This is a genomic window from Acidovorax sp. M14 (genome assembly GCF_049331375.1).
Lineage (GTDB): Bacteria > Pseudomonadota > Gammaproteobacteria > Burkholderiales > Burkholderiaceae_C > Acidovorax.
On the sequence record NZ_CP186263.1, the window covers coordinates 154,232 to 168,850 of the forward strand.

Below are 14,619 nucleotides of genomic sequence, written 5' to 3' on the forward strand. Positions count from 1 at the left end.
ACCTAGGCGCGCTGCGCCTCACGGGGTCAGTCCAGCTTTGCGCCCGATGCCTTGATCAGTCGCTCCCACACCGGGCGCTCCTTGTTCATGGCTGCGGTGAACAAAGCCGGTGAGCTCTTTTGCACGTCAAAGCCCATGGCCGTGATGCGCTGGGCCACATCGGGATGCTCGGTGGCTTTGCGCACCTCGGCCGCAACGCGCTCCAGGATGGCGGGCGGTGTGCCTGCAGGGGCTCCAAACGCCAGCCAGCCCGCCACGCGGTAGGCCTCGTCGTTCAGGCCCTGCTCGCCCAGTGTGGGCACGTTGGGCAGCGTGCCCATGCGGCGCTCGCCGCTCACGCCAATGGCCTTGAGCTTGCCGGCGTCGATGTGCGCCTTGACTTGCAGTGCACTCGCAAAAGCAATCTGGATCTGCCCGCCGAGCAGATCCTGCACCATGGGCGCTTCGCCCCGGTAGGCCACGTGGCTCATGTCGGCGTTCTGCGACTGGCTCATGTACGCACCGGCCAGGTGCGGGTAGGCACCCGTGCCGTACGAACCGTAGGCCACCTTGCCTTTGTTGGCGGCGATGTATTTCAGCAGCTCAGGCCCCGTGGCCACCGGCACGCTGGGGTGGGCCACCAGCACCAGGGGCGCGATGGCGATCTGGTAGATGGGCGCGATGTCCTTCTCGGGGCTGTAGGGCAGCTTGGTGTACAGGAACTGGTTGGTGAGCATGGAGTTGCTCAGCGCCAGCAGCAGGGTGTAGCCGTCCGGTGCGGCCTTGGCCACCGCGTCGGTGCCAATGATGCCGGCCGCGCCGGGCTTGTTGTCGATGACCATGGGCTGGCCCAGGCCCACGGCCATCTTCTCGGCCAGCACGCGCGCCAGCACGTCGGTGGCGCCGCCGGGGGCGAAGGGCACCACCACCTTGATGGGCTTGTTGGGGTAGGCAGCCTGCGCCCAGGCGGCGGTGCCGGTGCACGTGGTGGCAGCGGCCAGCGCGGCGGCGCCGAGCCAGGAACGGCGGGTGAGGGCGTGGAAGGGCATGGGTTTGTCTCCTGTCATGGTTATAAAAATCACTCTGCGGGCTCCGCGATGCATGGTGGCGGGCCGGGGCCTGGCTGTCACGCCATGGGCTTATGCGGTCTGGGGGCTCCCTGCGGCGGGGGCGGTGGTGATGCGCACGGTGAGGGGCAGGGGCGCGAGCAGTTCGCGCAGGCGGGCCTGCAGCGCGTCTGCGCCGGGGCCTGGGGCCACGGCCACGCGCACGGCGTTGTCGCCCTCGGGCTGTACCTGGGGGCGGGGGCAGCCTGGGGCTTCTGCGCACACGCTATCCACCAGCGCCTGCACCGTGTGGCAGGCGGCGCGCTGGCGCAGCTCGGGCTTGTAGATCTTGCCCACGTTGGTCACGGGCATGGTCTCCAGCACTTGCACCCAGCGCGGTCGTGCCACGGCCTCGTCCACGCGTTCGGCGGTAAAGGCCATCAACTCTGCTTCGGTCACCTGCTCGCCGGGCCGCAAGGTGGCGTACACCACGGGCAGTTCGCCCGCATAGGCATCGGGTGCGCCCACGGCGGCGCACAGCTGCACGGCGGGGTGGGCGCCCAGTGCGTCCTCGATCACCTTGGGGTCGATGTTGTGGCCGCTGCGGATGATGAGGTCCTTGGAGCGGCCGCTCAGGTGCAGGCGGCCCTGCTCGTCCACAAAGCCCAGGTCGCCCGTGGCCAGCCAGCCGTCATGGGTGAAGGCCTTGGCGGTGTCGGCCGCGTCGAGGAAACCGGAGAACAGGTTGGGCGACTGGAACAGCACCATGCCCGGCTGGCCGGGCGGCAGGTCCTGGTCCGACGCATTGCCCTGCGCATCCAGCGCCACCACGCGCAGCTGGGTGTGCGGCAGCCGCCAGCCCACGCAGCCTGCGGGCGCGTTCACGCCGGGGGGCGTGATGGTGGAGATGCCCGCCATCTCCGTCATGCCCAGGCTTTCGTGGATGTGCAGGTTAAACAGGCGCTCAAACCGCGCCGCCAGCTCGGGCGCCAGGATGGCCGCGCCGGTGCGGCAGTAGCGCAGGGTGGAGATGTTGACCCCGTCCAGCGGCACATTGGCCAGCGCCGCCAGCACCGTGGGCACGGCCGAGAGGTAGGTGCAACGGTAGCGCTCCACCAGCCGCCAGTAGTTGGCAATCACCTCGCGGTTGCGGAACAGGCCGGTGGTGGGGATGATGGTTTCCACCCCCGCCGACAGCGCTGCCAGCGAGCCCGGCAGCACGCCCGCCACATGGAACAGCGGGTAACCGTTGATGCCCACATCCTCGGGCCGGATGCCCTGCATCTGCACGCTGCCCCAGGCGGTGAACACCTGCGCGCCATGGCTGTGGCGGGCCAGCTTGGGCGCGCCGGTGGTGCCGCCGGTGTGGAAGTACGCGGCGATGTCCGTGGCTGCGATGCGGCGGCCGCTCACCAGGTGGTCGCTCGGGTGCTGGTGTCGCGCGGCCAGGTCCAGCACGCCAGCGGGCAGGGCGGGCGCGGCACCCGGCGCCTCATCGTGCGGTGCCACGCGCAGCACCGTGGTCAGCGTGGGCACCAGGGTGCGCAGGCGCAGTGCTTTGCTCCAGTAGCCCAGGTCACCCTCTGCGCCGTAGGCAATCAGCACCTTGGCGCGGGCCAAAGTCATCATGGCCGCGATCTTCTCGTCGGTGAGCATGGGGTTGAGCGGCTGCACGATGCCCGCCGCCTCGCCGCCCCACAGTGCCAGGTGGTATTCGAGGCAGCCGGGCAGCAGCACGGCCACGGCGTCCTCGGGTCCCACGCCCAGGTGGTGCAGCAGGTTGGCCGTCTGGTGGATGCCGGTGAGCAGCTGGGCGTACGACCAGCGGATGGGTTCGGCGGCAGGGTCTGCGGTAGGCAAAAAGGTCAGCGCCGTCTTGTCGCCAAACGCCGCCGCCGAGTTCACAAAAATCTCGTAGGTGCTCTGCACCGGCAGCGCCTCGGCCAGGGGGCGGGCTTCGATCCGCTGCACATCCTGCAGACTGCGCACCGGGGCACCGGGGGCAAAAGGCAGGTGGAGCGGGGGCATCTGAGGGAGGCGCATGGCGTGTCTCGGGTCTTATCTCGGGTCTTATCTCGGGTCTTGTGGGGGAGGTCGGGTCAGTCACAGGGCGGATGCGGCATCGTCCTACCCTGTCGCGCCCGCCGCGTGGCCACAGTCTGTCTGTGTGCCGGCGCAAAAGCAGTCACGCAGATGTCAGAGAGGGTTAACGATCCCCTGCGGTGCGGCACACCCATAATGGACCTTGTCGATTGCCACTGCGCGCGCCGCCGCGCGCCCTTCCTCCATGAACACTCCGCAGCCGCCCAAACGTTTTTCGATGATCCGTGAGTTCCACCTTGCCGACTGGTTCACGCTGGGCAATGCGGTCTGCGGCGTGGGCGCGCTGTTCTCGGTCATGTCGTACCTGGAGACCAGCAATGTGGTGCATGTGTACTTTGCATGTGCCCTGGTGCTGGCCGCGTTGATCTTTGACGTGCTGGACGGCCGCATCGCCCGCTGGCGCCAGAAAAGCTCGGCCATGGGCCGCGAGCTGGACTCGCTGGCCGACGTGATCTCGTTTGGCGTGGCCCCGGCCATCATTGCCTACGGCTGCGGCATGCAGGGCCTGTACGACCGCATCGTGCTGGCCTACTTCGTGGCCTGCGGCGTGTCGCGCCTGGCGCGCTACAACGTCACCGCCGAAACGCTGTCGGGCGACGACGGCAAGGTCAAATACTTCGAGGGCACGCCCATCCCCACCTCCATCGTGCTGGTGGGCCTGCTGGCCATGGCCGCCTGGCTGGGGGCGGTGCGCGAGAACCTGTGGTTTGGCAAGCTGCTGATCGGCGGCTTCACGCTGCACCCGCTGGTGCTGCTGTTTGCGCTGTCGGGGTCGCTGATGATCAGCCGGATTCGCATTCCGAAGCTCTGAGCCAGTCGCTGGGTCGTCCCCTGTTTCTGCACGTTGAACCCCATGGCACTTCAAAAAATCGCAGCGTTCTCCGACGGCACCCAGGGCGGCAACCCCGCCGGCGTGTGGATCGGTGACCAGCTCCCCACCCCCGCCGACATGCAGCGCATTGCTGCCGAAGTCGGCTTTTCTGAAACCGCGTTTGCCGCCCCGTTGGGCGATGGCCACTGGCGGGTGCGCTACTTTGCACCCGAGAGCGAGGTGCCGTTTTGTGGCCACGCGACGACTGCCCTGGGCGCCGCGCTCGCGCAGCGCGAGGGCGACGGCGTGTTTGCGCTGTCGCTGAGCCAGGCCGAGATCACGGTCGAAGGCCGCCGCACGGGCGATCTGGTGCAGGCAGCGCTGCAGTCGCCTCTCACGCGCAGCGGGCCTGTGCCTGCGGGGCTGCTGGCCGATGCGCTGGCCCTGTTTGGCCTCAGCGCGGCCGATCTGGACCCGCGCATTCCGCCCGCGCTCATCCACGGCGGGGCCGACCACCTGGTGCTGGCCCTGCGCAGCCGCGCGGCGCTGGCGGCCATGCACTACGCGCTGGATGCGGGCCGCAGGCTGATGGTGAACGCCAAGCTGGTCACCATTGTGCTGGTGTGGGTGGAGTCCGACCGCCTGCTGCACACCCGCAATGCCTTTGCCTCGGGCGGCGTGCTCGAAGACCCGGCCACCGGCGCCGCCACTGCCGCGTTGGCGGGCTACCTGCGTGACCTGGGCTGGCCGCACGGCGGCGCCATCGATGTGGTGCAGGGCGAGGACATGGGCATGCGCTCGCGCCTGCGGGCTGAGATCGGGCCCGTGCCCGGCAGCTCCATCCGCGTGTCGGGCACGGCGCGGTGGATGGGGGATGGTGAATGATTTTTGCTATTGAAAATATAGCTGTTAGCGCATGATGCACTAGCGCTACCTCCCGATTTGTGCAGAAATCGGGCAAAACGGGCACGTGGGGGCCTTGTACTCCCGGCCCGGCCTCCCGCTCAGGCGCTGATCTCGTCCTGCAGCCACTGCACAAAACGCAGCGTCTCCGGCGATGGGTCCGGCGCCATGCCCAGGTAGTGCCGCGTGAGCGGCAGCCGCAAGCTGGGCAGCGGCGACACCAGCCGCCCCGAGGCCAAGTCGTGGGTGATCAACGACACCGGGGCCACCGCAAAACCCAGCCCATCCACGGCGGCCTGCAGCACAAAGTGCAGGTGGTCAAACTGCAGGCAGCTGGCGGGCTGGAGCCTTGGCGCGTTTACCAGCTTCTTCCAGCTTTCCCAGTCCTTGCTGCGCGATTTGGACAGCAGCAGCACATGGGCTGACAGCGCCTCGGGCTGCGCCACCGGGCGCTGGGCGAACAGGGCAGGCGCGCCCACCACCAGCGCCTCGTCCTCCAGAAACGGCTGCACCTGCATGCCCGGCGGCCAACCGCGTGGGCCGCGCCGCAGGGCCAGGTCGAAGGCCTCGGTGGCATGGTCTGGCGCCAGGGTGCTGGTGATGACCTGGGGTTCGATGTCCGGGTGCTGGGCCACAAAGCCGGGCAGCCGGGGGATCAACCAGCGCACCGCAAAGCTGGGCCGCACATTGATCTTGACGCTGCGCAGCCCGGCGTCGCCCCGCAGCGCCTGGGCGGCGGCGCCGATCTGCGCGAGCGCAGGGCCGACCTGCGCGTGAAACTGGTGGCCCGCTGCGGTGAGCAGCACCTGCCGCGTCTTGCGCTCGAACAGGTCCACGCCCAGGTGGGTCTCCAGCGCCTTGATCTGGCGGCTGATGGCGCTGTGGGTGACGTGCAGCTCCAGCGCTGCGTGGGTAAAGCTCTGGTGCCGCGCCGCCGCCACAAAGGCACGGACCGCGTTCAGCGGGGGCAGGCGGGGTGGCATGCGGGGGATTTTCACATGCGGGGGTGGGCACTCTGCGGTTATTGCCGCAGCGGTGCAGGCTGCCAAAGCACCCTGTGGCCTCGTCGGATCAAGGTATCCCAGCCCGGCGCGCATTAGACTGCCTGGATCGAATGGCCCACGCCGCCTCTGCCGGCGGTTGGCCCCACCCCTGCACCTTGCCCATGACGCTCGACCTTGCCACTTTGCTGGCCGCCACCATGGCCGCTGCGACCGCCCAGGCGCTGCCGATTGTGTTTGTGGCCCTGCGTGCCCGCTTGCATCGGGGGCTGGCGTTGTGGGGGCTGGGGCTGGTGGTCAATGCGCTGTCCTACCCGGCGTTCGGCCTGCGGGCATTCGGCTGGACCGAAGTGTCGATCCTGGCAACCAACCTGCTTAGCGGCCTGACGCTGGTGCTGCACACGCTGGCGATCGCGTCGTTTCAGCGGCACCGCGCGCAGCCTGTGCGCTCGGCGCTGGTGTGGTTGCCGCTTGCCGTCAACATGGTGGTGGTGCTGTGGTTCATGCGGGACGACCATTGGCGCAACATCCTGGTCGCCGGCATCCAGAGCGTGATGGCCGGCATGTTGCTGTACCAGGCCTGGGGCCCCGCGCTGGTCGAGCGGCGCCTGACGGGCCGCTGGGTCCTGATTGCCGGCTGCGCGGGCTTGGCGCTCACGCTGGTCGTGCGCACCGCTTACATGGTGTGGGCGTCCGATTGGGATGCCGTCTACAACGTGCCGGGCCAGGTGCAGGGGCTGACCTATTTTGCGGTGATGGCCGTTCTGTTGGTCAACAGCATGGGCTTTGTGCTGATGCAGATGGAATTTGCCCTGGAGCAGCAGCACGCCCTGGCCACGCACGACAGCCTCACCGGTCTGTACAACCGCAGTGCCCTGCAAGACCTGCTGCCAGCGCTGGGCGCGCGCGCTCGGCGCCAGGGGGAACCTTTGGCTTTCCTGATGCTCGACATCGACCACTTCAAGCGCGTCAACGACACCTATGGCCACCTGGCCGGAGACGCCGTGCTGCGCGAAGTGGCGCTGCGCATTCGCCAGCGGCTGCGCCAGGCCGACGTGGTCGCCCGCTATGGCGGAGAAGAGTTTCTGGCAGTCTTGCCTGCCACCGACCAAGCCGGTGCGCTGCGCCTGGCGGAGCACGTGCGCAAGGCCATCGAGTCGCCGCCCGTGCGGCTGGCCAACGCCATGGTGCCGATCACCCTCAGCGTCGGCGTGCACGCCGGCATTCCAGACGATTCCCCCCGGGCCCTGGACGCGCAGATCGGACTCAGCGACGAGGCGCTGTACGCCGCCAAGAACGCGGGCAGAAACCGCGTCGAATGGCGCTAGGGCCGCTGCGCAGGTTGCACTGCCTCAGCCCGCAGGCCTCCGGTTTACCAGCACGATGCCCGCCGCCACCAGCACCAGCGCAGCCACCAGCCCGGGTGTCACAGGTTCACCCAGCCACAGCGCGCCAAACAGCAGCGCAAACACGGGCGTGAGAAACACGAACACCGAGATCTTGGTGGCTGGGTAGTGCGCCAGCATCCACATCCAGGCCAGATAGCTCACAAACGCACCCACCAGCGCCTGCACAAGCAGCGAACCCCAGGCAAAGCCGCTGAACTGCCAGACCCAAGCCTCGCCCAGGCCCAGCGACAGCACCGGCAGCACCGCGGTGCTCACCGCCACTTGGTAGAAAAGCTGCTTGGCAGGCGCCACCCTCGCCAGGGGCGTGGTGCGGATGACCACCGTGGTCAGCGCCCACATCAGGCCTGCAGCCAGCCCCAGCAGATCCCCCAGCCAGCCTTGTGGCAGCGCCGTGCTGGCGTGGCCCAGCAGCCCGTCGCCCAGCGCCAGCCCCACGCCCACAAAGGCCGCGGCCAGGCCCAGCCACTGCCAGCCCTGCAGGCGCTCACCGGGGATGAAACGCGGCAGCAGCAATGCCACCCAGAAGGGCGACGCATACAAGAACACCGTGAGCCGCGACGCGGTGGTGTACTGCAGGCCCAGATAGATACACGCAAACTCGCCGGCAAACAGCGCCCCCGCCAGCAGTCCGGCGCGTGTGGCCCCGGCGGGCTCGCCCACGCCGGAAAGGCTGACACCACGCCACAGGCACCAGGCTGCCACGGCCACCGTGGCCAGCGCAAAACGCACAAAGGCCTGGAACACCGGCGCCACCTCGGCCACCGTGGCCTTGACCAGCACCTGCTGGAAGCCCCAGAACATGCAGCAGGCGAGCAGCAGGGAGATGGCGAGGGCGTCGATGTGTGTTTTGCGGGTGGAAGGCATCGGTGCATTATCAAAGGGCGCGCCTGCTCTGCCGGTCGCCTCGGTGCATTCGCTGGCCGCCTTGCGGGCCCCTGCGCACATCGGAAAGGTGCATACGGACGCTTACACAGGCCCACGGTACACTTTGCGCCTTCTGAAACAGGTTCCCGCGCTCCTTTTCCTATCCCCTCATGGCCCTTACGACGGCGGCGCAGTCCCGCTCCAGCTTTGACCTCAAGAGCGCCTCGCTGCCGGTGGTGGCGGTGCTGCTCAAGACCACCGACGCCGCCCAGTTCGCAGCCGACCTGGCCGAGCGCGTGGCCGATGCCCCGGGCTTTTTCGACAACGACCCTGTATTGATCGACCTGGCGCCCGTGCGTGAGGCCGAAGCGCCCATCGACTTTGCCGCCATCGCAGCCGCGCTGCGCGAGCACAACACCCTGCCCGTGGCCGTGCGCGGCGGCAGCCCCGCCCAGATGGAGGCTGCGCGTGGTGCAGGCCTGGCCGCAGCGCCCGATGCGCCTCCGGCGCGTGCCGAGGCGCCCGCGCCGGTGCAGGAAGTGGTGCGCGAGGTGATCCGCGAGGTCGAGGTGGAAGTGGTACGCGAAGTGCCCATACCCGGCCCCGGCACCGTGGTGGTGGACAAGCCCTTGCGCTCCGGCCAGCAGGTGTATGCGCGTGGCGCCGATCTGGTGGTGATGGCCGTGGTGAGCTTTGGCGCCGAGGTGATTGCCGATGGCAACATTCACGTCTACGCCCCGCTGCGCGGCCGCGCGATTGCCGGTGCGCGGGGCAACACCGAAGCCCGCATTTTTTCGACCTGCCTGGAGCCGCAACTGGTCTCCATCGCAGGCATCTACCGCACCACCGAGACCGAGCTGCCCGCCGAGGTGCGCGGCAAGCCGGCCCAGGTGCGGCTCGAAGGCGAGAAGCTCCTGATCGAGCCGCTCGCCTGAGCCCCCATTTCATTCGTACCAACCCACAGAGAATCAGCAACACATGGCCAAAATCGTCGTCGTGACCTCCGGCAAAGGTGGCGTGGGCAAGACCACCACCAGCGCCAGCTTTGCCACCGGCCTCGCCCTGCGCGGCCACAAGACCGCCGTGATCGACTTTGACGTCGGCCTGCGCAACCTGGACCTCATCATGGGCTGCGAACGCCGCGTGGTGTACGACCTCATCAACGTCATCCATGGCGAGGCCAACCTGAACCAGGCGCTCATCAAGGACAAGCAGTGCGACAACCTGTTTGTGCTGGCCGCCAGCCAGACGCGCGACAAGGACGCGCTGACGCAAGACGGCGTGGAAAAGGTCCTCAAGGACCTGGCCGCGATGGACTTTGAATACATCGTCTGCGATTCGCCCGCGGGCATCGAAAGCGGCGCGCTGATGGCCATGCACTTTGCCGATGAGGCGCTGCTGGTGACCAACCCCGAGGTGTCTTCGGTGCGCGACTCCGACCGCATCCTGGGCATGCTGGGCAGCAAGACCAAGCGCGCCATTGAAGGCGGCGAGCCGATCAAGGAACACCTGCTCATCACGCGCTACAACCCCAGCCGCGTGCAGGACGGCCAGATGCTGAGCCTGGAAGACATCCAGGACATCCTGCGCATCAAGCTGATCGGCGTGATTCCCGAATCCGAAGTGGTGCTGCAGTCCTCCAACCAGGGCACGCCCGCCATCCACGCTCAGGGCAGCGACGTGAGCGAGGCGTACAAGGATGTGATCGACCGCTTCCTGGGGCAGGACAAGCCACTGCGTTTCATTGACGCCGAAAAGCCCGGCTTCTTCAAACGCCTGTTCGGGAGCAAATAGCCATGGCTTCTTTCCTGTCCTTCCTGCTCGGCGAGAAGAAAAAAACCGCCAGCGTTGCCAAGGAGCGGCTGCAGATCATCCTGGCGCACGAGCGCAACGGCCGCAATGCGTCCGAGCCCGACTACCTGCCCGCGCTGCAACGCGAGCTGGTGGCGGTGATCTCCAAGTACGTCAAGATCAACCCCGACGACCTCAAGGTGCACCTGGAACGCCAGGACAACCTGGAAGTGCTGGAAGTCAAGATCGAGCTGCCCGATACCGTGCGATAGGCCGCCACGGCCACCGGGCCGCGTACTCCCATCGCGCCCCGGCATCGCCCCAGACCCTGCCCCGCAACCTTGCGCGGCAGGGTTTCTTTTTGGGCTGGCGGGGCCTGATTTGGCCTGACAATTGCTAGATGTACTAGGGTAATCCCTAATCTCTCGGCAACAAGGCTCCTGTGGACACAACCTGGAAACTCAGCTGGCAGCGCGCACGCAACCACGAAGGCGTCACGCGTGGCGCGCGTGCCTTGGTCGCCCTGGCCGCCGTGCTGGCCTATGGCTGGTGGGCCGACTGGCAGGCCGAACTGATGCCGGTGCTGCTGGGCGTGATCGCCAGTGCACTCACCGAAACCGACGACAGCTGGCGCGGCCGCCTGCGGGCGCAGTGCCTGGCGCTGGCGTGTTTTGGCCTCATGGCCGGGGCCGTCTGGGCGGCGGTGTCTTGGCCCTGGGTGCTGATGGGGGTGATGGCGCTGCTGGCCTTTGGCATCACCATGCTGGGGGCGCTGAGCGAGCGCTACCGCGCCATTGCCTTTGGGTCGCTCATCCTGTTCATCTATGCGGGGCTGGCCGCCCACAGCAGCCGTGCGGGCGCGGGTGACGCGATCCCCCGCATGCTGGCAGGCGCGGCCTGGTACGGCGTGGTGTCGGTGCTGTGGCATGCCGTGCTGCCGCGCGCGCCGGTGCGTTACCGCCTGGCCAAGCTCTACGCCATGCTGGGCGAATACCTGCGCCTGAAGGCGCTGTTGTTGGAGCCGGTGCGGGATGTGGACCTGGAACGCCGCCGCATGGCGCTGGCGCTGCACAACGGCCGCGTGGTGGACGCCCTCAACGCCACCAAGGAAAGCCTGATCAGCCGCATGGGCCGGGGTACGCCCCCGCTGTGGTTACAAACGGCCATGCACCAGTACCTGGCGGCGCAGGACGTGCACGAGCGCGTGAGTTCGTCCCACGAGCATTACGACCTGCTTGCCCAGTCGTTCTTTCACAGCGACGTGCTGTACCGCTGCCAGCGGGTGCTCACGCTGCTGGGCGAGCAGGCGCTCAAGCTGTCGGTGGCGATCGAGGCACAGACGGTGCCCCAGCACTGGGGCGTGACGGCCCGTGCCATCGAGGACATGCAGGCTGCCGTGGCGCACCTGGCGTCCCAGCCGCAGTCCGTTGGTGCCGCGTCCCTGCCTGCCCAGTCCCGTGCATTGCGGTCGTTGCAGGCGCTGGCCGACAACCTGACCGCACTGGCCGGGGTGTTTGCCGGTGCGCTGGCGTTGCCTGCCCACACCGCGGAAGCGGCGGTGGACTACGCCCTGTTTGACCGCGAGCCGCGCAGCCTGCGCGATGCCTGGGCGCGCCTGCGCTCGCACTGGCAGCTGCAGTCCCCCTGGCTGCGCCACAGCCTGCGGCTGAGCCTGTCCCTCATGGTGGGCTTTGCCCTCATGCAAGCCACGGCCGACCCGCACGGCTACTGGATCTTGCTGACCATTGTGTTCGTGAGCCAGCCGCAGTACGCGGCCACGCAGACGCGGCTGATGGAGCGCGCCAAGGGCACGGCGATGGGGCTCGCGCTCGGGTGGGCGGTGATCCAGCTGTTTCCGGGCGAGCTGGTGCAGGCCGCATTGCTGGTGCTGGGGGGTGCGGTGTTTTTTGGGGCGCGGCACACCCGCTACACCCTGGCCACGGCGGCGGTCACCACCTTGCTGCTGCTCAGCTTTCACCAGATGGGCGCGGCCAGCGGCGTGATCTCTGCGCGCCTGCTCGATACCGTGGTGGGCTGCGTGATCGCGGCCGTGGCCTCATGGCTGGTGCTGCCGTCGTGGCAGTCGCGCCACTGGCCCCGGCTGGCCGCCCAGGTGCTGCAGACCCAGGCGCTGTACCTGCGTGAGATCCTGGCGCAGTACCAGGGCGGCAAGTGCGACCACCTGGCCTACCGCCTGGCCCGGCGCAATGCCCACAACGCGGATGCCGCGCTGTCCAACTCGTACAGCGCCATGCTCAAGGAGCCCTTGCATGTGCGTGGCAACGCCGAGGTGGTGGGGAATTTCCTGTGTCTGTCGCACACCCAGCTCAACTACCTGTCGGCGCTGGGCGCCCAGCGCGGTGGCGCAGCCGCTCAGCCCATGGACGAGGCTACGCGTGAGCTGGCGCAGAGCCTGCTGGCGTCCCTGCAGCAGCTGGCGCTGGAACTGGAGCGCGCGCAGCAGTCCGGCCGGGTGCGCAAGACCCACAGCGCCCCTGCAGTGGCCCAGGTGCTGCGCGAGTGGGGCACGGTACCGGCAGCGCCCAGCGCGCACAGCCTCATGGCAGCGCAGCTGCAGCTGGTGGGCAAGGTGTTTCCGCAGCTGCAGGCGCAGGCGCGCCAGCTGGTGACCACGGAATAGGTTGGGCGGATTGCGGCGCGGGAGTCGTGCCGCAGCCAGGTCAACGTGCGTGCTTGGCGAACTTGCCCGCAAACGCCTGGGCAATGCTCAGCCCGCGTTGCCCCGCGACCAGCGTCGCGGTCTGCCCGGCGGCGATGGTGCCGGGCCGGTCCACCGACAGGTAGTAGCCGCAGCAGCCCGCCAGCGCCATGGCGCGGCCGGCCTGGGCAAAACCCATCACGGCATTGAACTTGAAGCAGGGCTCGCGGGGGGCCGTCACGCGCAGCACGCAGTCCGGGAAATGCCACTCGTCGCCCACAAACACCTCATGCTCCAGCGGTCCGTCAATGGTGAGGTTCTCGCCCATGAAGCCCGGCGGCAGCGCTTCGTCGAACAGGCTCACGCCCCGCTCGCGGCGTTGGGCCTGCCAGAACGCATAGTGCGCAGCGGGGTAGGCATACACCGCCTTGGCCAGACCGCCGTGCACGCTCAGGTCGGCCTGCTCGTCGCCCGCCAGCCCCAGTGGGCCCACAGACACGGGGTCGGTGACGGATGTTTTGCCGATGGCGGTGAGCACCGACCGCTCGCCCACCTTCAGGCGGCGGGCGGAGCCGACGTTCACGTGGCGGACGACGATGGCGGGCGCCGTCACAGCGGGTGCTCGGTGTAGAACTTGCCGCCGTGGTACAGCAGGGGCGATGCGCCCTCGCGGTGCTCGCAGCGCTCCACCTCGCCCACGAAGATGGTGTGGTCACCCTCCTTGTACTGGCTGCGGTTGAAGCATTCGAACGTGGCGGCGGCACCGGCCAGCAGCGGCGCGCCGCTGATACCGGGACGGTGCTCCAGGCCGGCCCAGCGGTCAATGCCGCGGGTGGCGAACCGTTCGGCCAGGTCCTTCTGGTCCGCTGCCAGCACATGGATGGCGTAGTGCGAGCCGTTGGCAAACGCCGGCATGGTGCTGGCGCCGTGCGACAGGCTCCACAGCACCAGCGGGGGCTCCAGCGACACCGAATTGAACGAGCTGGCCGTGAGCCCCACCAGTTCACCCGCCGCATTGCGGGCGGTCACGATGGTCACACCCGTGGCGAACATGCCCAGCGCATTGCGGAATTCGCGGGTCGAAAAGCTCGGCGGCAGGGCGAGGGCGGGGCGGGGGAGCGAAGGGTTCACAAAAGCGGCGCCAGCGGTGGCGGCGTGGGGGCAAGCGACAGGACCTATTATCAGGCGCCACCCTCCGCCGCGCTGTTGCGGGGTTTACATCTGCTTTTCACCGCATGGCCGCATTGCTTCCCACCTTCACCACCCTCGGCTCCGGCCCCACTGTGCTCATGCTGCACGACGCGGACGGCGACCACCTCACCTTTGCGCCCCAGGTGGAGACCCTGGCCACCGCCGGCTACCGGGCCGTGGCCTGGGACATGCCGGGCTATGGCCGCAGCGCGCCCGTGGAGCCCTACACCTTCAAGGCGCTGGCACAAAGCTGCCTGGCGCTGATCGAGGCGCTGCGCTGCGGCCCCGTCACGCTGGTCGGCCACGGCATGGGCGCCATGGTGGCGCTGGAGGCCGCCGTGCGGGACGCGTCCCAGGTGCGCCGCATGGTGCTGTGCGCGGGCGGTCCGGCGCTCGATGCCCAGGCCGTGCAGGATTGGGTGGCACCGCGCGAGCAGGCCCTCAAGGCCCTGGACGCGGGCGGCAGCATGGAGCAACTGGCCCAGACCCTGGTGCCGCAGTGCATCGGCACCGGCGCCCTGCCCGAAGGCGTGCGGCTGGCGGGCCACGCGCTGGGCCAGGTGTTCCCGGGCGCTTACCGCAGCGCCCTGGAGGCCCTGCCCACGTTTGACCGGGGCGCTGCCGCGCTGGCGCACCTGACCATGCCGGTGCTGCTGGTGGGCGGCGATCAGGACCGGTGCACGCCCCCGGCAGCCCTGCAGGCGCTAGCCCAGGTGTTGCCCGATGCGCAAACGGTGCTGCTGCCGCATGTGGGGCATTGGCCCCAGCTGGAAGACCCCGAAGGCTTTGACGCAGCGCTGCTAGATTTTCTGGCCCAGCGGCGCACGCTGCACTGACCCTTTGGACCTCGCTTTGCCCGGCC

14 protein-coding genes are annotated in these 14,619 nt (G+C 68.5%); 8 read left to right on the forward strand and 6 right to left on the reverse strand.

The window, feature by feature from the left end; all coding sequences use genetic code 11:
- Positions 1-26 precede the first annotated feature (26 nt).
- Both ACOYR4_RS00735 and ACOYR4_RS00740 read right to left on the reverse strand, forming a co-directional pair.
- Entirely contained in the window at positions 27-1,028 is a 1,002-nt protein-coding gene (locus ACOYR4_RS00735) for a Bug family tripartite tricarboxylate transporter substrate binding protein (protein WP_110960556.1), read from the reverse strand.
- A 90-nt stretch (positions 1,029-1,118) separates the two neighbouring features.
- Positions 1,119-3,068 carry an acyl-CoA synthetase gene (locus tag ACOYR4_RS00740; protein ID WP_422848315.1) on the reverse strand — a complete coding sequence of 650 codons (1,950 nt, stop codon included), beginning with the start codon at positions 3,066-3,068 and terminating at the stop codon, positions 1,119-1,121.
- Positions 3,069-3,312: 244 nt separating this feature from the next.
- Here ACOYR4_RS00740 and pssA point away from each other — a divergent pair, with 244 nt between their 5' ends.
- Together pssA and ACOYR4_RS00750 are read left to right on the forward strand one after the other, a co-directional pair.
- Entirely contained in the window at positions 3,313-3,939 is a 627-nt protein-coding gene (gene pssA, locus ACOYR4_RS00745; RefSeq protein ID WP_343734154.1) for a CDP-diacylglycerol--serine O-phosphatidyltransferase, read from the forward strand.
- 42 nt (positions 3,940-3,981) lie between these two features.
- On the forward strand, positions 3,982-4,824 hold the full coding sequence (locus ACOYR4_RS00750) for a PhzF family phenazine biosynthesis protein (RefSeq protein ID WP_422848316.1): 843 nt from the start codon (positions 3,982-3,984) through the stop codon (positions 4,822-4,824).
- A gap of 119 nt (positions 4,825-4,943) precedes the next feature.
- Here ACOYR4_RS00750 and ACOYR4_RS00755 read toward each other — a convergent pair whose 3' ends face one another.
- On the reverse strand, positions 4,944-5,825 hold the full coding sequence (locus tag ACOYR4_RS00755; protein ID WP_343734156.1) for a LysR substrate-binding domain-containing protein: 882 nt from the start codon (positions 5,823-5,825) through the stop codon (positions 4,944-4,946).
- Between the two features lie 182 nt (positions 5,826-6,007).
- Between ACOYR4_RS00755 and ACOYR4_RS00760 the strand changes: the two genes are divergently transcribed.
- A complete protein-coding gene (locus ACOYR4_RS00760) occupies positions 6,008-7,171 on the forward strand; it encodes a diguanylate cyclase (RefSeq protein WP_422848317.1) in 1,164 nt (387 codons plus the stop codon).
- 24 nt (positions 7,172-7,195) lie between these two features.
- Here the strand turns inward: ACOYR4_RS00760 and ACOYR4_RS00765 are convergent, their stop codons facing one another.
- Positions 7,196-8,116, reverse strand: coding sequence for a DMT family transporter (locus ACOYR4_RS00765; RefSeq protein WP_209816621.1), 921 nt, complete (start codon positions 8,114-8,116; stop codon positions 7,196-7,198).
- A 170-nt stretch (positions 8,117-8,286) separates the two neighbouring features.
- On the opposite strand from ACOYR4_RS00765, the gene minC reads away from it, so the two are divergent.
- The 4 genes from minC to yccS all read left to right on the forward strand — a co-directional run bounded on the left by minC (position 8,287) and on the right by yccS (position 12,548).
- Positions 8,287-9,051 (forward strand): septum site-determining protein MinC, encoded by a 765-nt coding sequence (minC, locus tag ACOYR4_RS00770; RefSeq protein WP_422848318.1) that lies wholly within the window; start codon positions 8,287-8,289, stop codon positions 9,049-9,051.
- 43 nt (positions 9,052-9,094) lie between these two features.
- Positions 9,095-9,910, forward strand: a complete 816-nt coding sequence (gene minD, locus ACOYR4_RS00775) for a septum site-determining protein MinD (protein WP_209816619.1) — start codon at positions 9,095-9,097, stop codon at positions 9,908-9,910.
- A gap of 2 nt (positions 9,911-9,912) precedes the next feature.
- Positions 9,913-10,179, forward strand: a complete 267-nt coding sequence (gene minE, locus ACOYR4_RS00780) for a cell division topological specificity factor MinE (RefSeq protein ID WP_015011987.1) — start codon at positions 9,913-9,915, stop codon at positions 10,177-10,179.
- Between the two features lie 170 nt (positions 10,180-10,349).
- Positions 10,350-12,548 (forward strand): YccS family putative transporter, encoded by a 2,199-nt coding sequence (gene yccS, locus ACOYR4_RS00785; RefSeq protein WP_422848319.1) that lies wholly within the window; start codon positions 10,350-10,352, stop codon positions 12,546-12,548.
- 40 nt (positions 12,549-12,588) lie between these two features.
- On the opposite strand, the gene ACOYR4_RS00790 is transcribed toward yccS, so the two are convergent.
- Positions 12,589-13,179: an MOSC domain-containing protein gene (locus tag ACOYR4_RS00790; RefSeq protein ID WP_422848320.1), complete on the reverse strand. Its 591-nt coding sequence runs from the start codon at positions 13,177-13,179 to the stop codon at positions 12,589-12,591.
- Entirely contained in the window at positions 13,176-13,697 is a 522-nt protein-coding gene (locus ACOYR4_RS00795; protein WP_015011990.1) for a flavin reductase family protein, read from the reverse strand. The genes ACOYR4_RS00790 and ACOYR4_RS00795 overlap by 4 nt, the downstream gene beginning before the upstream one ends.
- Positions 13,698-13,801: 104 nt before the next feature.
- Between ACOYR4_RS00795 and ACOYR4_RS00800 the strand changes: the two genes are divergently transcribed.
- Positions 13,802-14,593, forward strand: a complete 792-nt coding sequence (locus ACOYR4_RS00800) for an alpha/beta fold hydrolase (protein WP_422848321.1) — start codon at positions 13,802-13,804, stop codon at positions 14,591-14,593.
- Positions 14,594-14,619: the final 26 nt, after the last annotated feature.